The sequence below is a fragment of the Pseudomonas sp. SCT genome, assembly GCF_003864275.1.
GTDB lineage: Bacteria > Pseudomonadota > Gammaproteobacteria > Pseudomonadales > Pseudomonadaceae > Stutzerimonas > Stutzerimonas stutzeri_AE.
Window position 1 is genome coordinate 105,260 of the sequence record NZ_BDJA01000010.1, and the last position, 26,067, is coordinate 131,326.

23 protein-coding genes are annotated in these 26,067 nt (G+C 64.9%); 11 read left to right on the plus strand and 12 right to left on the minus strand.

The genetic code is table 11. From position 1 onward, the window contains the following. The first annotated feature begins 137 nt into the window (after positions 1 to 137). On the plus strand, positions 138 to 2,027 hold the full coding sequence (locus BHD08_RS20780) for a methyl-accepting chemotaxis protein (protein ID WP_125024688.1): 1,890 nt from the start codon (positions 138 to 140) through the stop codon (positions 2,025 to 2,027). A gap of 122 nt (positions 2,028 to 2,149) precedes the next feature. Continuing rightward, entirely contained in the window at positions 2,150 to 2,830 is a 681-nt protein-coding gene (locus BHD08_RS20785; protein WP_125024690.1) for a type 1 glutamine amidotransferase domain-containing protein, read from the plus strand. A 3-nt stretch (positions 2,831 to 2,833) separates the two neighbouring features. On the opposite strand, the gene BHD08_RS20790 is transcribed toward BHD08_RS20785, so the two are convergent. Together BHD08_RS20790 and BHD08_RS20795 are read right to left on the minus strand one after the other, a co-directional pair. Then, entirely contained in the window at positions 2,834 to 3,646 is an 813-nt protein-coding gene (locus BHD08_RS20790; protein WP_015278217.1) for an EAL domain-containing protein, read from the minus strand. A 98-nt stretch (positions 3,647 to 3,744) separates the two neighbouring features. Then, the gene (locus tag BHD08_RS20795; RefSeq protein ID WP_125024692.1) at positions 3,745 to 5,433 is read right to left on the minus strand and encodes a cation:proton antiporter; all 1,689 of its coding nucleotides are present in this window, start codon (positions 5,431 to 5,433) and stop codon (positions 3,745 to 3,747) included. Between the two features lie 205 nt (positions 5,434 to 5,638). On the opposite strand from BHD08_RS20795, the gene BHD08_RS20800 reads away from it, so the two are divergent. Beyond that, positions 5,639 to 6,964 carry a DEAD/DEAH box helicase gene (locus BHD08_RS20800; protein ID WP_125024694.1) on the plus strand — a complete coding sequence of 442 codons (1,326 nt, stop codon included), beginning with the start codon at positions 5,639 to 5,641 and terminating at the stop codon, positions 6,962 to 6,964. A 184-nt stretch (positions 6,965 to 7,148) separates the two neighbouring features. Then, complete coding sequence (locus BHD08_RS20805) at positions 7,149 to 8,216, plus strand: acyltransferase (protein WP_125024696.1); 1,068 nt, start codon at positions 7,149 to 7,151, stop codon at positions 8,214 to 8,216. 97 nt (positions 8,217 to 8,313) lie between these two features. On the opposite strand, the gene BHD08_RS20810 is transcribed toward BHD08_RS20805, so the two are convergent. From BHD08_RS20810 to BHD08_RS20820, 3 genes are all read right to left on the minus strand, one after another. Beyond that, on the minus strand, positions 8,314 to 10,212 hold the full coding sequence (locus tag BHD08_RS20810) for an ATP-binding protein (protein ID WP_125024698.1): 1,899 nt from the start codon (positions 10,210 to 10,212) through the stop codon (positions 8,314 to 8,316). 105 nt (positions 10,213 to 10,317) lie between these two features. Further along, positions 10,318 to 11,550, minus strand: coding sequence for a TIGR03862 family flavoprotein (locus BHD08_RS20815; protein ID WP_125024700.1), 1,233 nt, complete (start codon positions 11,548 to 11,550; stop codon positions 10,318 to 10,320). Between the two features lie 53 nt (positions 11,551 to 11,603). Beyond that, positions 11,604 to 12,524, minus strand: a complete 921-nt coding sequence (locus BHD08_RS20820; protein ID WP_125024702.1) for a histone deacetylase — start codon at positions 12,522 to 12,524, stop codon at positions 11,604 to 11,606. A gap of 71 nt (positions 12,525 to 12,595) precedes the next feature. On the opposite strand from BHD08_RS20820, the gene BHD08_RS20825 reads away from it, so the two are divergent. From BHD08_RS20825 to BHD08_RS20835, 3 genes are all read left to right on the plus strand, one after another. Then, positions 12,596 to 13,150 carry a GNAT family N-acetyltransferase gene (locus tag BHD08_RS20825; protein WP_125024704.1) on the plus strand — a complete coding sequence of 185 codons (555 nt, stop codon included), beginning with the start codon at positions 12,596 to 12,598 and terminating at the stop codon, positions 13,148 to 13,150. 74 nt (positions 13,151 to 13,224) lie between these two features. After that, positions 13,225 to 14,094 carry an acyl-CoA thioesterase II gene (tesB, locus tag BHD08_RS20830; protein ID WP_125024706.1) on the plus strand — a complete coding sequence of 290 codons (870 nt, stop codon included), beginning with the start codon at positions 13,225 to 13,227 and terminating at the stop codon, positions 14,092 to 14,094. Continuing rightward, positions 14,091 to 14,693, plus strand: coding sequence for an HAD family hydrolase (locus BHD08_RS20835; protein WP_125024708.1), 603 nt, complete (start codon positions 14,091 to 14,093; stop codon positions 14,691 to 14,693). Before tesB ends, BHD08_RS20835 begins: the two co-directional genes overlap by 4 nt. Positions 14,694 to 14,807: 114 nt before the next feature. On the opposite strand, the gene BHD08_RS20840 is transcribed toward BHD08_RS20835, so the two are convergent. From BHD08_RS20840 to BHD08_RS20850, 3 genes are all read right to left on the minus strand, one after another. After that, entirely contained in the window at positions 14,808 to 15,665 is an 858-nt protein-coding gene (locus tag BHD08_RS20840; protein ID WP_015278207.1) for a neutral zinc metallopeptidase, read from the minus strand. A gap of 129 nt (positions 15,666 to 15,794) precedes the next feature. Next, entirely contained in the window at positions 15,795 to 16,229 is a 435-nt protein-coding gene (locus BHD08_RS20845) for a DUF411 domain-containing protein (protein ID WP_125024710.1), read from the minus strand. A gap of 117 nt (positions 16,230 to 16,346) precedes the next feature. Continuing rightward, a complete protein-coding gene (locus BHD08_RS20850; protein ID WP_015278205.1) occupies positions 16,347 to 17,090 on the minus strand; it encodes a Crp/Fnr family transcriptional regulator in 744 nt (247 codons plus the stop codon). A 212-nt stretch (positions 17,091 to 17,302) separates the two neighbouring features. Between BHD08_RS20850 and BHD08_RS20855 the strand changes: the two genes are divergently transcribed. Then, positions 17,303 to 17,842: a DUF4345 domain-containing protein gene (locus BHD08_RS20855; protein WP_015278204.1), complete on the plus strand. Its 540-nt coding sequence runs from the start codon at positions 17,303 to 17,305 to the stop codon at positions 17,840 to 17,842. 4 nt (positions 17,843 to 17,846) lie between these two features. Here BHD08_RS20855 and BHD08_RS20860 read toward each other — a convergent pair whose 3' ends face one another. The 4 genes from BHD08_RS20860 to BHD08_RS20875 all read right to left on the minus strand — a co-directional run bounded on the left by BHD08_RS20860 (position 17,847) and on the right by BHD08_RS20875 (position 22,159). Beyond that, positions 17,847 to 18,536 carry a Crp/Fnr family transcriptional regulator gene (locus BHD08_RS20860; protein ID WP_015278203.1) on the minus strand — a complete coding sequence of 230 codons (690 nt, stop codon included), beginning with the start codon at positions 18,534 to 18,536 and terminating at the stop codon, positions 17,847 to 17,849. Between the two features lie 102 nt (positions 18,537 to 18,638). Continuing rightward, a complete protein-coding gene (locus BHD08_RS20865; protein ID WP_015278202.1) occupies positions 18,639 to 19,424 on the minus strand; it encodes a type IV pili methyl-accepting chemotaxis transducer N-terminal domain-containing protein in 786 nt (261 codons plus the stop codon). 169 nt (positions 19,425 to 19,593) lie between these two features. After that, positions 19,594 to 20,202, minus strand: a complete 609-nt coding sequence (narL, locus tag BHD08_RS20870; protein ID WP_256678745.1) for a two-component system response regulator NarL — start codon at positions 20,200 to 20,202, stop codon at positions 19,594 to 19,596. Then, on the minus strand, positions 20,180 to 22,159 hold the full coding sequence (locus BHD08_RS20875) for an ATP-binding protein (RefSeq protein WP_125024713.1): 1,980 nt from the start codon (positions 22,157 to 22,159) through the stop codon (positions 20,180 to 20,182). The genes narL and BHD08_RS20875 overlap by 23 nt, the downstream gene beginning before the upstream one ends. Positions 22,160 to 22,424: 265 nt before the next feature. Here BHD08_RS20875 and BHD08_RS20880 point away from each other — a divergent pair, with 265 nt between their 5' ends. The 3 genes from BHD08_RS20880 to BHD08_RS20890 are packed head-to-tail and all read left to right on the plus strand — an operon-like array spanning position 22,425 to position 26,001. Next, positions 22,425 to 24,026, plus strand: a complete 1,602-nt coding sequence (locus tag BHD08_RS20880) for an MFS transporter (protein WP_125024714.1) — start codon at positions 22,425 to 22,427, stop codon at positions 24,024 to 24,026. Positions 24,027 to 24,040: 14 nt separating this feature from the next. Next, positions 24,041 to 24,499: a universal stress protein gene (locus tag BHD08_RS20885; RefSeq protein ID WP_125024715.1), complete on the plus strand. Its 459-nt coding sequence runs from the start codon at positions 24,041 to 24,043 to the stop codon at positions 24,497 to 24,499. Positions 24,500 to 24,513: 14 nt separating this feature from the next. Then, on the plus strand, positions 24,514 to 26,001 hold the full coding sequence (locus BHD08_RS20890; protein WP_125024716.1) for an MFS transporter: 1,488 nt from the start codon (positions 24,514 to 24,516) through the stop codon (positions 25,999 to 26,001). Positions 26,002 to 26,067 lie beyond the last annotated feature (66 nt).

Genomic DNA, 26,067 nt, shown 5'->3' on the forward strand with positions numbered 1-26,067 from the left:
AGGCCTGGTGCACGAACTGATCTACGTCATGCAATTGTAAAGTTCGGCTGCGCTTGGCCGACACCCTGACTGAGAGCCAGGGATCTGGCGCACGGAACACGGACGCTCTATTTGCCCGAACCGTTGCGGACCACGCCATGCCCAAGCACCTGAAGTTCAGCCACAAGATCCTTCTGGCCGCATCGCTGATCGTGATTGCGACCTTCTCGTTGTTCACCCTGTTCAACGACTACCTGCAGCGCAATGCCATTCGCGACAATCTCAACAGCTACCTCGATGAGATGGGCGACGTCACCGCGCACAACATCCAGAACTGGTTGTCCGGCCGTATCCTGCTGGTGGAAAGCGCCGCGCAGAGCATCGGCAGCGACGACGCCGAAGCCCGAGTAGCCGAGCTGCTTGAGCAGAAGGCGCTGGCTTCGACCTTCATGTTCAGTTACCTCGGTGGGCAGGATGGCAGCTTCCTCATGCGGCCTGCCGAAGAGATGCCCGCCGACTACGATCCACGCGCGCGCCCTTGGTACAAGGACGCGATAGCCGCCGGCGGCTCGACGCTGACCGAACCCTATGTGGATGCGGCGAGCGGCGAGCTGGTCATATCCATCGCCACCCCGGCGCAGCAGAACGGTCGGAACATTGGCGTCGTTGGCGGCGATCTGGGGCTCAAGGTACTGGTTGAAATCATCAACGCGCTGGACTTCAACGGCATGGGCCATGCGTTTCTGGTCAGCGGCGACGGCAAGATCCTGGTGCACCCGGACGGCAGCAAGGTGATGAAGTCGCTTGGCGAACTGTTCCCGGGGCACACGCCGTCGCTGGACGCCAACTACAGCGAGGCTGAACTGGACGGACAGACCCGCATCCTCAGCTTCAGCCGCGTGCAGGGCCTGCCCTCGGTGAGTTGGTACGTCGGTATCTCGCTGGACAAGGCCAAGGCCTACGCCGCCCTGGCCAGCTTCCGCACCTCCGCTGTGGTCGCGGCACTGATCGCCGTTGGTGTGATCCTGCTGTTGCTCGGCATGCTGATGCGCGTGCTGATGCGCCCGCTGACCGACATGGGCCGCGCCATGGCCAACATCGCCGAAGGTGAGGGCGATCTGACCCGGCGGCTGGCGGTACAGTCGAAGGACGAATTCGGCGAACTGGCCTCGGCCTTCAACCGCTTCGTCGAGCGTATTCATACCTCCATTCGCGAAGTGTCCTCCGCGACGCAGCAGGTTAACGAGGTTGCCGCCCGGGTGTTGGCAGCGTCCAACTCCTCGATGGCCAACTCCGATGAGCAGGCCAGCCGCACCAACAGCGTGGCGGCAGCGATCAACGAGCTCGGCGCCGCCGCGCAGGAGATCGCGCGCAACGCGGCCGATGCCTCGCAGCAGGCCAGCGGTGCGCGGCATCAGGCCGAGGACGGTCGTCAGGTGGTCGAGCAGAACATCGCCGCGATGCGCGAGCTGTCGGCGAAGATCAGCGCGTCCTGTGCGCAGATCGAAGCACTCAACGCCAAGACCGTCGACATTGGCCAGATTCTCGAGGTGATCAAGGGCATTTCCGAGCAGACCAACCTGCTCGCGCTGAATGCCGCCATCGAGGCGGCACGGGCCGGCGAGGCAGGCCGCGGTTTTGCCGTGGTCGCCGACGAGGTACGCAACCTGGCGCACCGCACGCAGAGTTCGGCGCAGGAAATCCAGCAGATGATCGAACAGCTGCAGGTCGGCGCCGGCGCCTCGGTGCAGACCATGACCGAGAGTCAGCGGCAGAGCGAGTCCAGCGTCTCCATCGCGGACCGCGCCGGCGAGCGCCTCGGCGAGGTCACTCAGCGCATCGGCGAGATCGACGGCATGAACCAGTCGGTGGCCACCGCCACCGAGGAACAGACCGCGGTGATCGAGTCGCTGAACATGGACATCACCGAGATCAACACGCTGAACCAGCAGGGCGTGGAGAACCTGCAGTCGACCTTGCGCGCCTGCGGCGACCTGGACCAGCAGGCGCGCCGGCTCAAGCAGCTGGTGGACAGCTTTCGCATCTAACCAGAACGGTTTTTTCGAAGGGCGCTGCGGCGCCCTTTTTCATGGATGTGTTTTGGCCGCGGAGCAATGTGCCCGTGAGGGTAGTCTCAACTGTTCACGTCGCGCTTCAACAAGGAGGCTCCATGAAAATTCTTATCGTGCTCACGTCCCACGACCAGCTGGGCGACACCGGCAAACAGACCGGCTTCTGGCTGGAGGAATTCGCTGCGCCGTACTACGTCTTCCTGGATGCCGGCGCGCAGGTGGTACTCGCTTCGCCCGAGGGTGGCGAGCCGCCGCTCGACCCGAAGAGCGACGAACCCGACGCCCAGACCGAGGCCACCGAGCGCTTCAACGGCGACGGCGAGGCGCAGACGCTGCTGGCCAATACCTACCGGCTGGATCAGGTCACGGCCGAGGATTTCGACGCGGTGTTCTACCCCGGCGGCCATGGCCCGCTGTGGGATCTGGTGGATAACCCGACTTCCATCGCGCTGATCGAGTCCTTCGTCAAGGCCGACAAGCCGGTGGCCGCGGTCTGCCATGCACCGGCGGCACTGACCGAGGTTCGCGGCAAGGATGGCGAATACCTGGTCAAGGGCAAGCGCGTCACCGGTTTTACCAATGGCGAGGAAGCCGGTGTGGAGCTGACCGAAGTGGTGCCGTTTCTGCTCGAAGACCGCCTGCGCGAGCGGGGCGGCCAGTACAGCAAGGGGGCGGACTGGAAGCCCTACGTGCAGGTCGACGGCTTGCTGGTAACCGGGCAGAACCCCGCCTCATCGGAAGCGGCGGCGCAGGAACTGCTCAAGCTGCTGCGCACCTGATGATCACTGCGGCCAGGCGAGCTGTTCCGCCTGGCCGCAGGCCTCGAACAGCGGCCGGCTGAACAGATAGCCCTGCATCAGGTGAATGCCCAGGTCGAACAGGGCGCTGCATTCGTCGGCGGTCTCGATACCTTCACCAATCACCTGGATGCCCAGCTCTTCGCACATTGCCACCGTCGCCCGCACGATGGCCTGACGCGGACGGCTCTGGTCGATGCCGCGGATCAGGTCCATGTCCAGCTTGATGAGGTCCGGCTGAAAGTCGGCCAGCAGGTTGAGCCCGGCAAAGCCCGCACCGAAGTCGTCGATGGCGGTGAGAAAGCCGATGCGCTGGTATTCGCGGAACACTTCGGTCAGCCATTTGCCATCGCTGATGCGTTCGCCTTCGACGGTCTCGAAGATGATCCGCTCGATGGGAAAGTCATGGGCGCGGGCGGCTTCCAGTGTCGAGCGGATGCACAGCTCGGGGCGGTAGATGGCGTTGGGCATGAAATTGATCGACAGCTTGCTCTGCATGCCCAGTTTGGCAGCGGTCTTGATTGCCTTGACCCGGCCGGCCTGATCGAAGCGAAACCGATTGTCCTCGTTGACCTGAGACAGCACGGTGGGGGCCGGCTCGCCGCCGACGCCGCGCACCAGCGCCTCATGAGCGAAGATCTGCCGGCTGCGCAGGTCGATGATCGGTTGAAAGGCGTAGCTGAAGCCGAAGCCCAGGCGTTCGCCGCTGGCGCAGCTGGGGCAGGCGCCGTGCTCGCTGGCGCCATGACAGGCATGGGCATCGGCAGCTGGGGCGTTGCGGGTGTTGCTTGAACTCATGGACGCACTCGATGGGGACCGGACTGATGGCAGGTTAGCGGCGGAACGGCCTCTTGCTGAAGTCCGCTGGTCTGCCAGCGCCGCACACATGGCCGCTTTCAGCGCTTCGCGACTGGGTGCGTTGGTGACTTGGGCTTGGTGCCGAGCTCCTCGATCAGGCTGCGTGCGGCGAAATCGGCGGCATCGGTAAAGGGGTTCAGTACGCGCGCGACGCCGGCTGCATCCAGCGCCTTGCCATGCTGGTCATCGCGCACCACCCCGGCGATCTTGCCCTGGAAGCCGGCATGTTTGAGCGCGTGAAGGAAGGCGCGATTGGCCTCCCATTGCGGAAAACTGGTGACCACCCATTCGGCGTGCTGCAACGGCAGCGATTCGAGAAAGGTCGGGTCCTCGCCGTCGCCGAAACGCACCGGCAGCTTGCTGCGGCGCAGGGTGCGCACGGCTTCCGGGTCGAAATCAACGCCAAGCACCGGCATTCGCGCTGCCGCCAGCTGCTGCAACAGGCGCGAGCCATAGCGGCCCAGGCCGAAGACGATGATGCGCGGATGGCCCTGCGGCTTCCCCAGAGCCTCCACTTCCAGCTCGCGATAGGGGCGTTTGCGCTCGAACACGCCGAGCCAGGGCGCCAGCCGTTCGTAGAGCGGTTGCGAGAACAGGATCATGTAGGTCGAGAGCATGATGGTCACCAGTCCGACCAGCGTGGTCAGCCCCAGCGCTTGCGGCCCGACATGGCCGAGGGTGATGCCCATGGCGACGAAGACGATGGAGAACTCGCTGATCTGCGCCACCGTTAGCCCGGCGAGAAAGCCGGTGCGCTTGCGATAACCCATGTAGCCCATGATCGCCATGACGATCAGCGGATTGCCGATCAGCACGAACAACGCCAGCACGACGGCCGGCAGGATCTCGTTGCCGAGGGTGGAAAAATCCAGCCTGCCGCCCAGGTCGATGAAGAAGAACAGCAGCATGAAGTCGCGGATGCCGGTCAGCCGCGCGTTCATCGCCTCGCGATACGCCGTCGAGGCCAGCGAGAAGCCGGCGACGAAGGCCCCGGCCTCCTTGCTGAAACCGACGTAGTCGCCCAGCGCAGCCAGCCCGGTGCCCCAGGCGATGGCGAAGATCAGCAGCAGCTCCTGCGAGCGCGCCATGCGGCTGACCAGCGTCGGCAGGATGTAGCGCATCAGCACATACATCACGATGGCCGCGCCGGCCAGGCGTATTAGCAGCGAGCCGGAGACCTCGGCCCAGCCGGCATCGCCGGCGCCGCGCAGGGCGCTCATGGTCATCATCGCCAGCACCACGGCAAGGTCCTGAACGATCAGAAAGCCGACCGCGATACGCCCGTGCAGCGAGTCCAGCTCGTGTTTGTCCGAAAGCAGCTTGACGATGATGATGGTGCTGGAAAAGGTCAGCGCCACCGCGATGTAAAGCGCTTCCATGGCGCTCTTGCCCATCAGCAGGGTGAGCGCGAAGCCGAAGATGATGGTGAAGGTCAGCTGCCCCAGCCCCGTGGCCAGCGCCACCGGGCCGATATTGCGGATATGCGCGAGGTCGAGCTTGAGCCCGACCACGAACAGCAGCACGGCAACGCCGATTTCGGCCAGCAGGTGGATCTGCTCAGCCGCATTGACCGGACCGAACAGCGCTGGGCCGAGCAGAATGCCGACCACGATGTAGGAGATCAGCAAGGGTTGGCGCAGGCTCACGGCAATCGCGCCGACCACCGCCGAGATGATCAGCAGCATGGCGAATTCGGCGAAGGGGCCGTGGGCGAGCAGCGCTTCCATCGATGTCTCCGTGAAGGTGAGGGTTTGACGCCGTGGCGCCGCGCCTATCCTGCGGCAGTGCGTTGTTCGCCGCCACCGCCGGTTATGGCAAAACGTAACTCCGCTCGAACGGCGTTCGCCATGAGGTGCGGCCGAGCGAGAGCTGCCGCGCTGCTGCTAGAATCCGCCCTTTTTCATCCCGCCGAAACGGCGCTGCGAGCCTGCCATGACCTTCGCCTCCCTGGGCCTGATCGATCCGCTGCTGCGGACCCTGGAAACCCTCGATTACCGCAAGCCGACGCCGGTGCAGATCGAAGCCATTCCCGCCGTGCTCAAGGGCCGCGACCTGATGGCGGCGGCGCAGACCGGCACCGGCAAGACCGCTGGCTTCGCCCTGCCATTGCTGCAGCGCCTGACCATGGAAGGCGCCAAGGTTGCGAGCAATGCGGTACGCGCGCTGGTACTGGTGCCGACCCGCGAGCTGGCCGAGCAGGTGCACGAGAGTTTTCGCGTCTACGGGCAGAACCTGCCGCTGCGCACCTACGCGGTGTATGGCGGGGTCAGCATCAACCCGCAGATGATGGCGCTGCGCAAGGGCATCGACGTGCTGGTGGCCACGCCCGGTCGCTTGCTCGACCTCTACCGGCAGAACGCGGTGGGCTTCAACCAGTTGCAGGCGCTGGTGCTGGACGAGGCTGACCGCATGCTCGACCTCGGTTTCGCCGACGAGCTGGACCAGCTGTTCTCCGCTCTGCCGAAGAAGCGCCAGACGCTACTGTTTTCCGCGACCTTCTCCGAGGCGATCCGGCAGATGGCCCGCGAGCTGCTGCGCGATCCGCTGTCGGTCGAGGTCAGCCCGCGCAACGCCGCGGCGAAGACGGTCAAGCAATGGCTGGTGCCGGTGGACAAGAAGCGCAAGAGCGAACTGTTCCTGCACCTGCTGGCAGAAAAGCGCTGGGGCCAGGTGCTGGTGTTCGTCAAGACGCGCAAGGGCGTCGATCAGCTGGTCGACGAGCTGCAGGCTGCGGGCATTTCCAGCGATGCGATCCACGGCGACAAGCCACAGGCCTCGCGGCTGCGCGCGCTGGAGCGCTTCAAGGCGGGCGAAGTGCAGGTGCTGGTGGCGACCGATGTCGCCGCGCGTGGGCTGGACATCCATGATCTGCCGCAGGTGGTCAACTTCGACCTGCCGATCGTCGCCGAGGATTACGTACACCGCATCGGCCGTACCGGCCGAGCCGGCGCCACGGGCGAAGCGGTTTCCCTGGTCAGTGCCGATGAAGTCGATCAGCTTGCGGCCATCGAAACCCTGATCAACCAGGTGCTGCCGCGCCACGACGAGCTGGGCTTCGTACCGGACCATCGTGTGCCGACCACCACACTGGGCGGGCAGATCATCAAGAAGCCGAAGAAACCGAAAAAGCCCAAGGACGGCGGCGGCAAGGGCAAGATCCATCTCGGCAACTGGTTCGACGAGAGCGAAAAGCCCAACGCCAAGCCGATTCGCAAGGTACCGAGCCTGGGCGGCGGCAAACCGGCGAAAAAGCGCTGAGTGTCCGCGCGGACCGGCTGCGTCAGGATTCTGCGCTGCGTCCGTGGGCGACGAACGGACAATAAACCTGTCTTTTGCGAGGGAACTACCTGGGCCGATGCGGGACGAAGTTAGCCGTCTGTCACTGGGCCGAACATTGTCCAGGGTGGCGCTTTGAATTGGAGAAAGGGACAGGGAGCAACAGATGGAGCATCCGGCACGCAGCGAAAACAATTTCGACTTTCTGCGCTTTCTCGCCGCGATGATGGTGGTGGTCAGTCACAGCTTCTGGCTGTATGAACGCAGCAATCCGCTGGCGGTAGCTGGGGGGCAGTTCGGTATCGGTCCGATTGCCGTCTACATGTTCTTCGTGATCAGCGGATTCCTGATCACCGCGTCTTGGCAGAACAGCCAGCAGGTCTTCGCGTTCTTTGCCAAACGGCTGCTGCGGATCTTGCCGGCCCTGACGGTGGTGACTCTGCTGACCGTTCTGGTAGTCGGGCCGCTGGCGACCGATCTGCCGCTTGGCCGCTATTACAGCGACAGCCAGACCTGGGGCTACCTGTCCAACCTGTTCTTCTGGGTCCAGTATCGACTGCCCGGCGTGTTTGCGGCCAACCCCTTTCCGCATACGGTCAACGGCTCCATCTGGACGCTGCCGTTCGTAATCTTGATGGACCTTTCGCTCGTCGGCCTGGCCCTGAGCGGCCTTCTGCGGCGCTCGACGGTGCTGGTTGGCGCTCTTGCCCTGATGTTGCTCAACATCGGCCTGCTGACACTGCTCGACGTGGATAGCCGTGGCTTGGTCAACCTGATCCGGCTCGGTGCCTACTTTTACGCGGGCGTGGCACTGTACCTGTTGTTTGACAGGGTTCCGCGCAGCGGCGTGCTGGCTCTTGCGCTGGCCGTGGTGTTGGCGGTCGGCATCGGTGCTGGCGCTGGGGGCGTCGCGGCGATGCTGACCCTGCCCTATCTGGTCGTCTATTTAGCTTTTGCGAAAATTCCGCGGCTGGCGCGCTTCGGTCGCCATGGCGATTTCTCGTTCGGTATCTACCTCTTCGGTTTTCCCTTGCAACAGCTGCTGATCCACTGGCTCGGCACCGAACAGCTCTCGCTGTACGGCTTCATCGCGCTGAGCATGACCGCCAGCCTGGCCATGGGCGTGCTGTCGTTCCACCTGGTGGAGCGCCCGGCGCTGCGCCTGAGGCGTTACCTGCCGTCGCGCCCGTTTGCCGGCGCGATGCAGGCGACGGTCACCCGGCTGACTCGCTGACAGACGGCGATAGGCTGCCGGCTGCCAAGCGGCACCGCCTCCCACGGGCGTCACGTGCCGCGCAACACGCTGAGTTTTGCGCTACCGACTGGCGCCGTCAGCCGCGCATGAAAGACAGGTGGATGTCGCTGCCGTAGCGGCGAATGATCTCGCGCTTGGCCGCATGGAACGCGGCGACATCGTCGGCCAGCGCCGATTTGCCCAGCTTCCGGCGCGCCAGTTCCTCGGCGATCACGTCCATGAACAGCTCGGCCAGCAGCAGGCGTGCCGAATCGCGGAAGTTGCCGTGGCCGTCGACGTACAGCTGCACGGTGGGTGCCGCGGTATTGATCAGGATCTTGCGTTCTTCCGGACTGTAGACGGCGCGATCCCGGTCTTCGCCGAGATAGCGGAACTCGTAGCCGGTGAACATGGCCTCACCGTGATCGCGCGCAGGGCGGTGCGCGGTGGCATGGTGTTGCCCCGCGGGGTGGTGGTGAGCATGTGTCGACGCGTGCTCGGCGATAACGATCTCGCACCAGGCCAGGTAGTTGCCTGCGCGCACGACGATCTCGCCATGATCAGCCGCCGACTGGCCGGCGACCGTCCACTCCATGCATGGCTTGTCGCGTAGCGCCTGTAGCGGAACAGGCGCGGGCGGCGGATCGATGCTCAGCCCTTCGCTGAGGCTGGCGTCCACCTGCAGGATCGTGTCCGGTGGCAGTTGCTGCGGATCGAGCAGCAAGCGGATGTGAAACGGGCGCTCCGGCTGGCGATAGTAGAACGGCGTGCTGAAGCGCAGTGCGGCCGGTTGCACATCGGTGTCCGAGGGGACTGTCGATGCGCAGGCCGGCGCAACGATGCCGAAATCGTGGATCGCCGCCTGGCTCATGCGCTGCAACAGGTGCTCGATCATGTGCGCGGTGCGCCCGGAGGTGGTGGCGCGCTCCAGGTGTCTGAGTTTTTCCTGCTCGGCCATCACGAACGGGGCGATCAACTGGCTGACCGCCCTGGCGAATGCCGCCACCAGTGGTGTCTTCAGGTTCAGCCCGGCGCGTTCGTCGCTGATCACCGCGACACCCTGGCCGAGCTGCTCGCTGAGCGCCGGGCAGCGGACGGTGCCGAACAGGTATTCGGTGCCGACCTGGTTCTCGTAGTCGAACAGCTGGCAATCCAGCGCCGCCATGCCGGAAAGCACCAGCAGGCCGCTGGTGCGCTCGTCGCCGCGCGGCACCAGTTGCGCGTCCAGCGCGCGTTTGAGTGTCAGGTTGAAGGCAAAGGTCTGGCCGTCGCAGTGGAATTCGCCCGCCAGGTCCGGGCCGAGCAACAACAGTGACGGCGGTTCCTCGAAGCTGATCCGCCCGCTGCGCTCGATCTCGACGCCGTCACGCAGATGCGCCATCTCCATGTGCCGACGGCCGAGCACGTCGCGCAGATAGATGTTGTTGGCCAGCGACTCGCTCAGGGCGCTGAACTGGGAAATACGCACCTGGCTGCTTTCGATGATGATGGCGACGCGCGTGCCGTTGCCGGCAATGCCGAGGCGCTCCCGGTCGCGCTCGGTCACCGCGCGATCCTGGCCACCGTCATCGTAGAGATAGCCGCCGTTCTCGGCGCGGAACAGTTCGATCCGCGACAGCCGTCCTTCATGGATGGTTTCCAGCCAGCCGTAGCCAAGGCCGAAGATCGCCTGCTTGAGGCCACGGCCGAAATAGCCGCGCCCGCCACCGGTGCCCTGCGCCAGCGGGCTGTGTGCGCCGCCATAGCTGAGAATCGAGCAGGCGGCGGCGAACGGCATGCCCTGGGCCTGGTCGGTGACGGCCAGCAGCGCACCGCGCCTGTGACGCTCGTACTGCACGAGGATCTGCCCGGAAACTGCCACACCCGCGGCCTCCAGTCGGGCGTAGCTGTCGTCGCTGTTGGTGATCAGTTCGACCAGCGCCTTCTCGATCGAGGCGAAGCGCCTGGAGTCGATGTCGATGACACGTTGATCCACCGGGATTGCGTTGACGGCCATCAATGTTCCCTCGCGCGTGTTCGTCCTCGCGCGCCAAACGGGGTACTGCTTGCGGCGCGCGCTCTGCAACTGAAGCTAGCAGCGCACGGGGCAACCGGCGAGTGACTAGTGGTCGCGCAGCCAGCGCAGCATGCCCTCGGCCGCGGCCCTTCCGCTGGCGAAACAGGCGGTCAGCAGATAGCCACCGGTGGGTGCTTCCCAGTCGAGCATCTCGCCGGCGCAGAACACGCCGGGCAGTTGACGCAGCATGAGGTTGGCATCCAGTGCCTCGAACGGTACCCCGCCAGCGCTGCTGATGGCTTCGTCCAGCGGGCGCGGGCGCAGCAGGCGGATGGGCAGCGCCTTGATCGCCGCGGCCAGCGCCTGCGGGTCATGGAACGTGGTGGCATCGGTCAGTTCGCGCAACAGTGCCGCCTTGACCCCATCGAGCTTCAGCTGGCGATGCAGATGCTTGGCCATCGACTGCGAACCGCGCGGTCTGGCCAGAGCGTCGGCAATCTGTACCTGGCTGCGATCCGGCAGCAGGTCGAGCAGCACGGTAGCGGCGCCGTCGCGATTGATCGCCTCGCGGATGCGCGCGGACAGCGCATAGACCAGGCTGCCCTCGATACCCGTGGCGGTGAGTACGAACTCGCCCTTGCGCGGTGCTTCGCCGGGCAACGCCAGGCTCACCGTCTTCAGCGGCGCGCCGGCGAATTTCTCGCGCAGGTGCTCGCTCCAGCCGGCCACTTCGAAGCCACAATTGGCCGGCTGCAGCGGTGCGATGGCAATGCCGCGGTTTTGCAGCAACGGTACCCAGGCGCCATCCGAGCCCAGTCGCGCCCAGCTGCCGCCGCCGAGGGCGAGCAGGCTGGCGTGCGTCGCGACTCGGGTTTCGCCTTCCGGGCCGGCGATACGCAGCGCGCCGTGCTCGTCCCAGCCCAGCCAGCGCTGGCGGGTGTGCAGCTGCACGCCGCTCTCGCGCAGGCGCTTGAGCCAGGCGCGCAGCAACGGCGCGGCCTTCATGTCGCTAGGGAACACCCGGCCGGAACTGCCGACAAAGGTGTCGATGCCCAGGCCGTGAATCCATTCGCGCAGCGCGGCGGGTGTGAAAGCGTCCAGCAGCGGGCGCAGCTCGCCGGCGCGTTCGCCGTAGCGGTTGACGAAGGCGGCGTAGTCCTCGGCATGGGTGATGTTCATGCCGCCGACCCCGGCAAGGAGGAACTTGCGCCCCACCGACGGCATGGCGTCGTACAGATCGACGGTGACCCCGGCCTGGCCGAGCACTTCGGCGGCCATCAGCCCGGCGGGGCCGCCGCCGATGATGGCGACACGGTAGGAAGGGGCGGGCGGGGTCATGGCGATAGCCTGGCGAACATCACGGGGCGCGCATTGTAGCCGCTGACGGTTGCTCAGCCGAGTCCGTGGCGCTGCCAGGCGGAGTGGGCGCTGACATGCAAGGTCGCGTGGCGGCGGGCGAGCAGGGCGCGGTCCTTGCCGTAGCCGCCGCCGATCAGGCCAACCACCGAAATATCACGGCCGAGGCAGTGATCCAGCACGGCACTGTCGCGCGCCGCCAGGCCTGCATCGCTGAGCGAGAGCAGGCCGAGGGCGTCGTCGCGATGCACATCCACACCGGCATCGTAGAGCACCAGGTCTGGCTGGTAGATTGGCAGCAGGTAGTTCAGCGTGTCGTGCACCACCTTGAGATAGGCCTCGTCGCCCATGCCCGGCGGCAGCGGGATATCCCAGTCGCTGTGGGCCTTGCGCGTGGGGAAGTTCTTTTCGCAGTGCAGCGAGACGGTCACCGCATCGGGTATGTTTTCCAGGATGCGCGCGGTGCCGTCGCCCTGATGCACGTCGCAGTCGAAGATCAGCACGCGCCCGACCCGCCCGCTTTCCAACAGATACAGCGCGATCACCGCCAGATCGTTGAAGATGCAGAAGCCCGAGGCGTGGTCGCGGTGGGCGTGGTGCGTGCCACCCGCCAGATGGCAGGCCAGGCCGTGCTGCAGTGCCTGCTCGGCCGCCAGCAGCGAGCCGCCCACGGCGCGCACCGTACGCTGCGCCAGCTCCGGACTCCAGGGCAGGCCGAGGCGGCGCAGCTCGTCGCGGCCCATCTCGCCGCTGCAGTAGCGCGCGACGTAGTCAGGGTCGTGTGCCAGCGCAAGAATGTCGTGGCTGCACAGCTCGGGGCGCAATAGCGTTGCGTCTGTGGTCAAACCCAAGGCGACCAGATGGTCGCGCAGCAGACGAAACTTCTCCATGGGGAAGCGATGGCCCGGTGGCAGCGGCGGGCTGTAATCATCGTGGAAGACCAGGGGAAGCGACATGAACCACGCGTGTTCGATGGATGTGCGCCGCAGTATGCAGGCTGGCCGTCGGAGCGCTCAAGGGAGCAGGGATGGTCGCACGAATCGCACTTGAGACACCGCGGCTCAGGCTGCGCCACTGGCATGACGACGATCTCGAGTTGTTGGCTCGGCTGTGCGCCGACCCGGAAGTGATGCGCTACTACCCGGCGCAGATGTCCCGTGACGGTTGTGCGGCGCTGATGGTGCGCAGCCGATTGCACGTTGTCCGGCACGGTGTCGGCCTGTGGGCGCTGGAGCGCAAGGACAGTGGAGCGTTCGTCGGTTATTGCGGACTTGCCCCGTGCTCTTTGCCTGTGCCGACAGCCGCGCTCGAGCTGCTCTGGGCCGTGGCTTGCGATCAGTGGGGCCAGGGCCTGGTCCATGAGGCCGCGCAAGCTGTGCTGCAGTGCGCCTTTGGCGAGCTGGGCCTGACCGAAGTGGTGGCCTGTGCGGCGCAGATCAACGAGCCGGCCAGGCAGTTGCTGGAAGGGCTCGGCATGCGCGCGGAGTGCGCAACCTCGTTCGGCCATCCGGATCTGGCGTCCGAACACCCCCTGCATCCTCAAGTGCTCTACCGCCTGCAGCGAGACGATTGGCGACAATAAGCACTGTTGCTGGAGCGATTTCGGCGAAATCCGTAACATGCGCGCCTGCATGCCCCCCTATCAAGGAAGCCGAAATGACTCAGATACTCGACGGCCTGGTCAACCTGCTGACCCTGGAACGCATCGAGGAAAACCTCTTCCGCGGCGCCAGCCAGGATCTCGGCTTTCCCCAGCTGTTCGGCGGCCAGGTCCTCGGCCAGGTGATTTCCGCCGCGAGCCAGACGGTGACGCCGGAGCGCCACGTGCACTCGCTGCACGGCTATTTCTTGCGCCCGGGCGACTCGCACCAGCCGGTGGTATATGACGTCGATCGCGTGCGCGATGGCGGCAGCTTCACCACGCGCCGGGTCAGCGCGATCCAGAAGGGGCAGACCATCTTTACCGGCATCGCCTCGTTCCAGGCCGAGGAGAGCGGCTACGAGCACCAGTTACCAATGCCGGACGTGGTCGGGCCGGACGACCTACCCAACGAATGGGAGCTGCTGCACAAGCTGTCGCCGATGGTGCCGGAGCGGGTGATGGAAAAACTGCGGCGGCCCAAGCCCATCGAGATTCGTCCGGTCACCCTGGTCGATCCAGCCAATCCGCAGCCGATCGAACCGGTGCGCCACCTGTGGTTCCGCGCCGACGGCTCGCTGCCGGACAGCCCTGCGCTGCACAAGTACCTGCTGGCCTACGCCTCGGACTTCAGCTTTATCGGTACTGCGTTGCAGCCCCATGGCGTCAGTTCGTGGAGCAAGTTCATCCAGCTCGCCAGCCTCGATCACGCCATCTGGTTCCATCGCGAGGTGAAGATGGACGACTGGCTGCTGTACTCCATCGACAGCCCCTGGGCCGGCAACGCGCGCGGTTTCGCCCGCGGCAGCATCTTCAATCGCCAGGGGCAGCTGGTCGCCTCGGTGGCGCAGGAAGGGCTGATCCGCGTGCGCGAGGACTGGATGTGAAGATCGCCGACGTCCGTCACTGGGTGTTCGACATGGACGGCACCCTGACCATCGCCGTGCATGACTTCGCCGCGATCCGTCGTGCGCTGGAGATCCCTGAGGAAGACGACATCCTCCATCACCTGGCGGCGTTGCCGGCTGACGAGGCCGCCGTCAAGCGCGCCTGGTTGCTCGAGCACGAGCGCGAGCTGGCCTATGCCGCACGCCCGGCCGAAGGTGCCCGCGAGTTGTTGCACACGCTGCGCGAGCGCGGCTGCCGGCTCGGCGTGCTGACCCGCAATGCCCATGAGCTGGCCACGGTGACTCTGGATGCGGTCGGCATGGGCGACTGCTTTCTGCCCGAAGACATTCTCGGCCGCGACGAAGCGCCGCCCAAACCGCACCCGGGCGGCCTGTTGCACCTGGCCGCGCGCTGGAGCGTTGCACCGTCGGCGATGCTGATGGTCGGCGATTATCGCTTTGATCTGGAGTGCGCCAAAGCCGCCGGCGCGCGTGGCGTGCTGGTCAACGTTCCGCACAACGAATGGCCGGAGCTGACCGATCTGTACGCACGGGATTGCCGGGTTCTGCACGGGCTGCTGTCTTCGGGCGAGGCTTGAACGCGGCACCGCGCGATGGAGATGCAAGACGCACGGCACGCGCCGGCGTCATTCACGGCCAAGCCGGCCGCAAACCATACCGAGCCCGCAGGAGTAGCCGGCCCGAGGCTACCGTTAAAGGCGCGCCGCCTTGAACGTGTCGCAGCGTGTCGGGTCGCCATGCTCGAAGCCATCGCGGAACCAGCGTACCCGCTGCGCCGAGGTGCCGTGGGTGAAGGCATCCGGCACCACGCGGCCCTGGCTGCGCTTCTGCAGGTTGTCATCACCGATGGCGTTGGCGGCGTTCAGTGCCTCTTCCAGGTCGCCTTCCTCCAGCCAGTCATGACGCTGCTGCGCGTGATAGGCCCAGACCCCGGCGAAGCAGTCGGCCTGCAGTTCCTGGCGCACCAGCAGGCCGTTATCGCCTTCCATCTTCGCACCGCGCTGGCGTGCGGCCTGCATCTGCTGCGAAACGCCGAGCAGGGTCTGCACGTGGTGGCCGACTTCATGGGCGATGACGTACGCCTGGGCGAAGTCACCGGAGGCTGAGAAGCGCTGGGCCATTTCGTCGAAGAACTGCAGATCGAGGTAGACCTGCTGGTCGCCCGGGCAATAGAACGGGCCCACCGCCGAACTGGCGAAGCCGCAGGCTGAATTCACGCCGCCGCGAAACAGCACCAGGGTCGGGTCGCGGTACTGCGTGCCGTGCTGCTGGAACAGGGCGCGCCAGGTGTCTTCAGTGTCGCCGAGGATGGCCCGGACGAACTCGGTCTGCGGGTCATCTCCGGCCGGCCGCTGGCTTTGCTGGGTAACCGGAGGCCCGCTCTGGCTGGCCAGCTGACCGAGAATCTGCAACGGGTCCTGGCCGGAGAGCAGGCCGATGATCACGACAATAGCAATGCCACCCAGGCCCAGGCCGCCGCCGAGGCGCATGCCGCTGCGGCCCCGGGCGTCCACTACGTTGTCGCTGCGTCGGGCACGATTCCAGCGCATGAGTTGATCCTCTAACGGTTTTGCGGGAGATCGCGGCCGCATCGAAGCGGCCGCTGCTTTCCACTCAGACCCGTTCGGCGCGAAAAAGCTGCAGGTGCGACGGCTGGCCCTGGCGATGGGACTGATTGATCAGTTGCCGGGGTACTCGGAAAGCACGCTTTCCTTGCCCTGCTTGCTGACGCCGATGACCTTGAAGGCGTCCTTACGCTCGCCCATTTCCATACCCGGCGAGCCGACTGGCATACCCGGCACCGCGGCGCCGATCAGGTCAGGTTGTGCGCGTAGCTTGAGAATGTCGGCGGCCGGCACATGGCCCTCGACGAACTTGCCGTCGATCACGCCGGTGTGACAGGAGCCGAGGCGATGCGGAACACGGTGCTCCATCTTTACCGAGGTCATGTCGTTGGCCACGTGATCGGTCACCGTGAAGCCGTTGGCTTCCAGGTGGTCGATCCAGGCTTCGCAGCAGCCGCAGTTGGGGTCGCGGTAGACGTCGATCGCGATGGGCTCGGCCGCCTGGGCAAAGCCGGCGAACAGGACGGGCAGAAGCAGAAGGCGGCGCATAGGATTACTCCGACAGGCGAGGTGTGCAGCATAGCGCTCGTCCGGCGGCCGGGCCGCAATTCCTGCGTGCCACATGTTTCAGCGTTTGCAGGTTCCGACGGTCGGCGCCGGACGGCATCAGCCGGCTTTGCGCAGCGTGGTCAGGCTGCCGGTGCCCATTGGATGGCAGCGCTGATCGACCGAATCGTGGAGAAAGGCCGCAAGCTTGCGCTGGTCGAGAATGTCGATGCGCCGGCTCTGCATGCTGATCAGTCCGGCATCGGACAGGCGATGCAGGATGCGCGACAGCGTCTCCGGCTGGATGCCCAGCTTGGACGCGATCAGCCGCTTGGGTATGTCCAGCTCGACCACGCCGCTGTTGCTCTTCTGCCGAAGCATGAGGAAGCGCGCAACGCGATGGTTGGCGCTGGACGTGGCCAGGTTGTCGATGTCTTCCAGGCGCTGGTTGAGCCGCTCGCTCAGCCGGGCGAGCAGCGCCGGCGCCAGTCGCGGGTAGCGCTCGAGCAGGTTGCGGTAGCTGGCGTTGTGTATCTGGATCACCAGCGAGTCGCGCAGTGCCGTGGCGGTGAGCAGATGGCTCGGCCGCCTGTCGTACAGCAGCGTCTCGCCCAGTGCGCCACCGGGACGCACGATGCCGAGGACATGCTCGTTGCCGTCGCTGCTATGGCGGTGCAGCTTGAGCTGGCCGTGGACAAGGATGAAGAAGTTCTGGGCGCTGTCGCCCTGGTAATAAAGGGTCTGGCCGGCTTGCAGTCGTCTGCTGCAGGTTGCCTGTTCAAGCTCGTCGAGCGCCGATTCAGGCAGCCCGTTGAACAGCGGATGGTTGCGAAGCACGGCCAGGTGTGTGGACTGTTTGGACATGATCAGTTACCTCCGAGGTCGGATGGTAGTAAGTGGCAGGTAGCCGGTCGATCCTGCCGATGGGGTATCACCTTCGTAGGAGGTAGAAGCGATTGCCGGTGAGCCGGTCGAGCGTCACAGCGCATCGCTGGCGGCTGGCCGGGCGAACCAAGTGCGTTTGAAACAGTCTCTGACCTACCGGGATACCGAGTCGCACATCAGGAGAGTTTTCGATGCGTTTTGCCCGTTTCGTTCTGCTTGCGCAGGCGCTGGTCATGGCCTGCCTGAGCCTCGCCTACTGGCTTTGGCCCTACGAGATGGCCAATCTGAACGGCATGCTGCTGATGGAGAGCGCCTCGGTCAGTCATATGCGGGTCTACTACGGCGGGCTGCAGCTGGGCCTTGCGCTGTTCCTGCTCTGGGCCGCGCGTGAACCGGAGCGCGCGCGACCGGCGTTGATGATGTTGATGATCACCATGGCGGCACTGGTGCTGGGCAGGCTGGTGTCGCTTTGGCTGGACGGCGGTGCGCTGGTCGGCTTCGATCTGGCCTCGCTGATCTACCGGGTGCTGGCGGCGTTGCTCGCCGGGTTTGCCTGGCACGTCATTCGCGAGCGCCCGGAGCCCGAGCCGCAGCGCATGGCGCCCGCCACCCGCAGGCTGGTCAGCGAGCCGCCGCAACCGTTCAAGCTCGGCGATGGCCCGCCGCCAGTCGAGCCGTCTCCGGCGGAAGCGGCGCCACAGCCGTTCCGGCGTGGCGATCCTGCCGCCTAGGCATTCACGCCGCGGCTTCGAGGTAGGCCGAGAGGCTGTGCTGGTCGAGGATTTCGATGCGCCGGCGCTGCACCGCGATCAGCCCGGCATCGGTCAGGCGATGCAGGATGCGTGACAGCGTCTCCGGCTGGATACCCAGTTGCGAAGCGATCAGGCGCTTGGGCAGGTCCAGGTCGATCACGCCGCTGCGTGCGGCCTGCAGTTCCTGGAACAGATAACGCACGACGCGCTGACAGACGTTCGATGAAGTCAGGTTATCGATCTGGTGCAGGCGCTGATTGAGGCGTGCGCTGAGGCTGCTGAGCAGCTGCATGCACAGCTGCGGCTGGGTCTCCAGCAGGCGCAGGTAATGACTGTTCTGCACGTTGAGCACCAGACTTTCCTTGAGCGTGGTGGCGCTCAGCGGATGCTCGGGGAGCTTGTTGAACAGCATCGCCTCGGCGAAGGCCTCGCCGGGACGGACCACCTCGATGACCTTCTCCTGGCCATCGCAGGTGACCCGGTGCAGCTTGACCTGCCCATTGATCAGCACGTGAAAGTGCTCGGCGGCATCGCCCTGATGGAACAGCGTGCAACCCGCTGGCAGGCGCTTCACCGTGGTATGCGCCGCAATATCCTGCAGCGCCGCTTCTGCCAGCCCGCTGAACAGATGATGACGACGCAAGGTATTCAGCACTGCAGAGCCCGTCAGCATGGCTACCCCTCCCTTAGATGGAGGGCATGCTAGGTTGCACAGTGCCGCTATCCCATTTCCCCTAAGCCATACCTCTTTCTGAGCAGGAGAGGTAGTCGACCCTCAGCGCGCGCTGCCAGCCAGGCGCTCGTAGTCCAGGGTCAGCTGCTCGATCTTGCGCAGCAGCGAATCACTGGTGGTGACGATCACGGTCGGCACGAAGCGGGAGTCATCCGCCAGGCTGAATCCCGCGCGGGCGAAACGCCACTGGGTGTCGATCTGGTCGAGCTGGCGGCTGATCTGCTCGGTGTTCTGCGGCGCTTTCTGCAGTTCTTCCAGGCCGCGTTCGAACTCGGCCACCGCAGCGTCGAAGTCGCCGCGCAGGCGTTGCTCCGGCAGCTTCCAGCTCATGGCCAGGTAGAGCATGGCAATGCGTTGGCTGAGCATGCGCTGGCGGCCGCTGCGATTGACCAGGCGTGCGGCCTGATTGCCGCTATGACGCTCGATTTCCTGGACCAAGGCTTCGCTCTGGCCGAGAAAGCGCTCGGCCAGGCGCAGCAGCTCGGCGGACTGTCCGCGATCCGGTCGGGTCAGCGCGATCTGCCGGTACTGAACCCAGGTCTGGTTTGCCTCGTTGAGTGCCTTGCGGATGCTTTCGCTGGGGGCGTAATCGTTGAGCAGCTGCGCATTCTCTTCGATGCTGGCAATGCTGCTGTCGAGCTGTGTCCCGGCAAGGTCGACCCGGGTATCGGTGCCGATCATCAGGTAGTTCTTGGCGATGCGCTGGCTGAGCATGCGTTGCATGCCGGCGCGGTTGACGGCTTCCGCGTCACTGATGGCGGCCTGGCAGGACAGGCTGCCGGCCAGCAGGCCCAGCAGCAGTGAGGTGGGTAGCAGGAATCTGAACATGGGCGCTCCTTACGTCCGGGCGGGGCGCGATGCTGACTGAGTAGTCAGCTCGGCGAGGACGAGACGATAGAGCGCTCCACTGCGATGGCATTGATGATCGTCAAGGGCGTGCCGGCGTCGCTGCGGGTTGGGTGTTGGCGCACAGAAACCGCCGGCGGTGGTGCTGTGGTCAGGCTTTCGCTTCGTTCTCCAGCACCCAGACCGCGGCCTCGACCCGCGAGCGCAGACCGAGCTTGTGCAGCAGATTCTTCACGTGGACCTTGACCGTGCCCTCGGTGATGCCGAGCTTGCGCGCGATCATCTTATTGCTCTGGCCCTTGGCGATCAGACGCAGCACTTCCTTCTCGCGCTTGGTCAGGCTGGAGAACTGCACCTGGCCCGACGGCTTCGGGCGGACCCGGATCGCCTCGGCCAGCACCTGGGTCAGTTCCGGGCTGAGCGCCATGCGCCCGGTAGCGGCAATGCGGATCTGCTCGATCAGCTGCTCGGCGTCCATGTCCTTGAGCAGATAGCCGTCGGCACCGTTGCGCAGCGCTTCGAGCACGTGGCTCTGCTCGTCGGAGACGGTGAACATGACGATGCGTGCGTCGATGTCGGCATCGCGCATGCGCCGGGTGGTTTCCAGGCCGTCGATGCCGGGCATGTTGAGGTCCATCAGGATCAGGTCGGGTTCGATCTCCAGTGCCAGGCGGATCGCGTCTTCGCCGTTGCCTGCCTCGCCGATCAGCTCCAGGTCGTCCTCCAGTTCCAGCAGGTCACGCAGACCCCGACGCATCATGGGATGGTCGTCGACCAGCAGGATTCGTGTGGCTGTCCCTTCGTTCATACGTGACTGGCTCCTGTTTCAGGGGAATGTGGCGATAGGCTGGCGGGAAGCGGAGATGCACCGAGGTGCCGCCACCCGGGCGCAGGCCGATGCTGATGTTGCCGTTCAGGCTGTTGGCACGCTCGCGCAGGATGATCAGGCCGTAGTGGCCGGCACGCTGCTCTTCCGGGCTGATGCCGATACCGTCGTCTTCGATCATCACGTGGATGGTGCCGATCTCGTCCTGGGTCAGCCTCAGCCAGCAATGGTCGGCCTCGGCGTGCTTGACCACGTTGCTCAATGCCTCGCGGATGATCTGCAGGCAGTGCACTTCCTCGTTGGGGGTGAGCGGGCAGTGGTCCAGGTGGTAGTCGTTGAGTATCTGCAGGCCGGAGTTGGCACCGAACTCCTCGACCGTCGCCTGCAGCGCCGGTTTGAGGCCCGGTTCGTTGACCTTGATGCGGAAGGTGGTGAGCAGCTCGCGCAACTGCCGATAGGCCGAGTTCAGGCCGCGGTCGATCTGCTGCACGCTGTCGTCCAGCTGCGCCTGCCCGCTCTCCTTCTGCATCAGGCGCTTGAGGCGGGCCAGTTGCAGCTTCTGCGCCGACAGCGCCTGCGCCAGGGAGTCATGCAGTTCGCGGGCGATCACCGCGCGTTCCTCCATCAGCGCCAGGCGCGCCTGTTTCTGACCAAGCTGGGCGAGGCTCAGCGAGGCGGCGAACAGGTCAGCCAGGGTCGTCAGCAGCAAGGTCTGCCAGGACTCCAGTGGTTGCTCTTGCGGATGGGCGACGCGCAGCGAGCCGAGGTCGTCCTGGCCCGAGCGCAGCTCGAACGTCACCAGCTCCTCGCCGCTGGGCAACCGGCCGGTCTGGTTGACCAGGCAGACATCGCACTGCGGCAGCTTGCAGTACTCCGGCGGCTGCAGGTCGTTCGAGGTCATCGCGGTGTGGCTGCCGCTCTCGGCGGTGCGGTTCAGGCACAGCGAGATCGGCCCGGTGCCGAGGATCTGCTGCACCTTGGCCAGCAGCGAGCCCATCATCTGCGACGGGTCATCCGGCTGGGTGTAGAGCATCCGAGCGCTGTTGAACAGCAACTGCAGCGTGGCGTTGCTGCGGGTGAGGGCGGCGGTCTTATCGTCGACCTTCTGCTCCATTTCCGCGTAGAGGCCGGCCAACTCCTGGCTCATCTGGTTCAGCGTACGTGCCAGCAGGCTCAACTCGGTGTCACCGGGTATCTGCACCTGGCCGCTGAAGTCGCCCTTGCCGATGTCGCGGGCCATCTTGGTCAGGCTGCGCAGCGGCGAGGCCAGGTTGTTGTGCAAGCCATAGATCAGCACGAAGGCGATCAGCACGATGACGAACAGGGTTCCGGCCTGCAGGGCGCGGATGACGCCGAGCTTGCCTTCGGATGCCTCCTGCAGGGTGCGCACGAAGACGTCCAGCTCACTGACGAACTCCGGCGCTTCCTGGCGGTAGTCATCGAGCCGCGGCGGCTGTGTATCGAGCAGCGGCCGCATGCGTTCCTGCCAATGTTGCATCACGCCGGCATGCAGCCCTGGCAATGGGGTATTGCCGTGACGGTGCAGGGCCGAACGCAACGAGGCCGAGCGCAGCGTGCACTCGAGTGTTTCGATCCGCTCGGTGAGCAGATCCTGCGGGCCATGCTCGGCGGTGAAGGCCAGGCGATAGGCCTGCATGCGCAGGCTGCCGGCCTGGTTGATCGCTTCGGCATCGCCCTCCAGGGCATCGGCCAGGTACAGGCTGGCGAGCATGCTGATCAGCGAAAACCCGATGATCACGACGAAGGCAACCAGCGTGTTGAACACGATCGAATGGCGTGTGGCGAGCTGCTCGCTTTCGGAGTGGGGCATGTTCTTGATCGTCGCTGTGGCGGTGTCCTCATTCTGCGCCTTGTCTCGAACGCTTGCCACGGTGGGGGTGTACTCCTAATGCATTGAGGGTTAATCCCGGTGCTGCGCAGTGATCTATTACTGCGTGATAACTTATTGAATATAAATGATTTTTTTGATTTAACGAGAGTATCCCGAAAGAGGTAGAAAGGCTCTTCCAAGCAAACTGCCACCAGTCGTGTATTGACCTGAGTCAAATTTCGCTCGGTCCGCTCCGCTTAGCGTGCGAGGCATTCCTGATCCAGCTGCGTTCGCAAGCAGGGTCCTGGCGCCAAGAGGATCGACCATGAGCAATATCGAAAAGTGGGACGTGGAGGACCAGAAATTCTGGGACACCACCGGCAAGCGGATCGCCAATCGCAATCTCTGGATCTCCATCCCGAGCCTGCTGATGGGCTTCGCCATCTGGCTGATGTGGGGCATCGTCACGGTGCAGATGCTCAACCTGGGCTTTCCGTTCCAGCCCGCTGAGCTGTTCACCCTGACTGCCATCGCCGGCCTCACTGGCGCCACGCTGCGCATTCCGGCGTCGTTCATGATCCGCATCGCCGGCGGACGCAACACCATCTTCCTGACCACCGCGCTGCTGATGATCCCGGCCGCTGGCGCCGGTCTCGCCTTGCAGAGCCAGGACACGCCGCTGTGGGTATTCCAGTTGCTGGCCTTCCTCTCCGGCATCGGCGGCGGCAACTTCGCCTGCTCGATGAGCAACATCAGCAGCTTCTTCCCGAAGAACCAGCAGGGCCTGGCCCTGGGCCTGAACGCGGGCCTCGGCAACTTCGGCGTGACCACCATGCAGATCCTCATTCCGCTGGTGATGACCGCTGGCGTGTTTGGTGCGATGGCCGGTGCGCCGATGGAGCTGATCAAGGACAGCGGCACACTGATCGGCAAGATCTCGGCCGGCACCGAAACCTGGATCCAGAACGCCGGCTGGGTCTGGCTGCTGTTCCTGGTTCCGCTGGCTTTCGCCGGCTGGTTCGGCATGAACAACCTGCTGGTGATCTCGCCGACTCCGGGCTACCCGCTGAATGCCTTTGGCAAGATTCTCGGCCTCTACGGCGTGGCCTTCGTCGCCGCAGCGCTTGGCCTGTACCTCTACCTGCCAGCACCGACCGGTCTCGGCGTGCTGAACATGTGGGGCGTGATGCTGCTGACCATCGGCCTGACCCTCGGCATGCTGCGCATGCTGCCAGGCAGCATCAAGCCGAACATCAAGCGCCAGTTCACCATCTTCCGGGACAAGCACACCTGGTCGATGAGCATCCTCTACATCCTGACCTTCGGTTCCTTCATCGGCTTCTCCATGGCGCTGCCGCTGTCGATCACCGTGATCTTCGGTTTCATGAACGAAGTCGGTGCCGACGGTGTGGTGACCCGCGTCGCCAACCCGAATGCGCCAAGCGCCCTGACTTACGCCTGGATCGGCCCGTTCATCGGCGCCCTGATCCGTCCGCTGGGTGGCTGGATCTCCGACAAGGTCGGCGGCTCGATCGTCACCCAGGTGATCTCGGTGGTCATGGTCGGTGCCTCGGTAGCCGCCGGCTACGTGATGCAGCAGGCCTACGGCTCGGCTCAGCCTGAAGAGTACTTCTTCCTCTTCCTGGTGCTGTTCCTGGTGTTGTTCGCCGCCAGCGGCATCGGCAACGGTTCGACCTTCCGCACCATCGGCGTGATCTACGACCGCGAGAAGGCCGGCCCGGTACTCGGCTGGACCTCCGCTGTCGCTGCCTACGGCTCCTTCGTCGCCCCGATCGTGATCGGCGAGCAGGTCAAGGCTGGCACCCCCGAGGTGGCCATGTACGGCTTCGCGGTGTTCTACGCGCTGTGCCTGATCCTCAACTGGTGGTTCTACCTGCGCCCCAACGCCTACGTGAAGAATCCCTGAGTCTGGAGTGCGCCATGAAAATCATGATTGCCTACGACAACTCGCGTAACGCCAGGAAAGCCCTGGAAGCGACCCTCGACATGTTCGGCCCGCTCAAGCCGCTGATCATTCTCATCGGGGTGGTGGAAGAAACCCGCGACACCAGTGATTCGGCCGTCGAGCTATACGAGCGCGAACGTGGCGAGTTCCAGGGCTTTCTGCAGGAGGCCGCTGACAAGATCAGCGCCTTCGGCCTGGACGCCGACGTGATCATCGCCGAGGGCGACGCCCGCAAGATGATCCTCAAGGCAGCCGAGCACAAGAAGCCTGACCTGCTGGTCATCGCGCGGCATTCCAACGAACCGGACGGCGGCTTCATCTCCCGCTCGCTGAATCTGTTGGTCGACGAACTCGACTACATGACCTTCGGCAGCGTCAGCGCATTCCTGGCCCGCCGGGCGCCTTGCCCGGTCCTGATTCAAGCCTGCCCCTGAGTGAGGAGCTCAACATGAGAGTTTCTACGCTGTTCGAATGGAAGCGCCCCGAAGTCAGAGCCCTGCACCTGACCTGGATCGCCTTTTACATCTGCTTCTTCGTCTGGTTCGGCATGGCGCCGCTGGCCTCGAGCATGCTGAAAAGCGTGAACTGGCTGACGCCCGAAGACCTCAAGCTGTTCGCCATCGCCAACGTGGCACTGACCATTCCGGCGCGCATCCTGGTCGGCATGGCGCTCGACCACTACGGCCCGCGCCGGGTGTTCTCGGTGCTGCTGGTGGTGATGGCCGCACCTGCACTGTTCTTCGCCTTCGGTGACAGCCGCACCCAGCTGCTGGTGTCGCGCCTGATCCTCAGCTCCATCGGCGCCAGCTTCGTGGTCGGTATCCACATGACCGCCATGTGGTTCAAGCCCAAGGACATCGGTTTCGCTGAAGGCTTCTACGCCGGCTGGGGCAACTTCGGTTCCGCTGCCGCCGCCATGAGCCTGCCCGCCATCGCCATCCATGCCTTCGGTGGTCCGGACGGCTGGCGTTGGGCGATCGCCAGCTCGGCGATTATCATGGCGCTGTACGGCGTGTACTACTGGTTCGCCCTCACCGATGGCCCGGTTGGCACCATCCACCGCAAGCCGCACAAGGCCAGCGCGCTGGAAGTCAGCACCTGGGCCGACATGATCAAGCTGATCGTCTGGACCATCCCCATGGTCGGCGTGCTCGGCATCTTGGTCTGGCGCATCGAGGGCCTGGGCTACCTGGGCTCCACCGGCGCGATGATCTGCTACGCGGTGATCGCCCTGGTGGTGATCTTCCAGGTGGTGCAGATCCTGCGCGTCAACGTGCCGATCCTGAAGAAGGGCGTCCCGGAAGACGACAAATACCCCTTCAACACCGTAGCTGCACTCAACTCCACCTACTTCGCCAACTTCGGTGCGGAGCTGGCGGTGGTGTCGATGCTGCCGATGTTCTTCGAGCAGACCTGGGGCCTGACCCCGACCACTGCGGGCATCATCGCCGCGTCGTTCGCCTTCGTGAACCTGGTGGCGCGCCCGATGGGCGGCCTGGTCTCGGACCGCTTCGGCAACCGTCGCTTCGTGATGCTGGCGTACATGCTGGGGATCGCCGTCGGCTTCCTGCTGATGGGCCTGATGAACTCCAAGTGGCCGCTGATCGTCGCCGTGGCAATCACTGTGCTCTGCTCGGTGTTCGTCCAGGGTGCCGAGGGCGCGACCTTCGGAATCATCCCCTCGATCAAGCGCCGGGTTACCGGGCAGATCTCCGGCATGGCCGGGGCCTACGGCAACGTTGGCGCGGTCTGCTACCTGACCCTGTTCACCTTCGTGACCCCATCGCAATTCTTCATGGTGATTGCCGCCGGTGCCTTCGTCAGCTTCGGGCTCTGCCTGCTCTGGCTGAAGGAGCCCGAGGGGGCGTTCTCCGACGAGTACTACGTGTCCAGCGTGGACCGCGAGTTGGAGGCCCGCCAGAAGATCGCTTCCTGAGATTTGTACCGAGATGCGCCAGCCCGTGTGGCTGGCGCGAGCCGAGATTGATAAGCCGACCGGTCG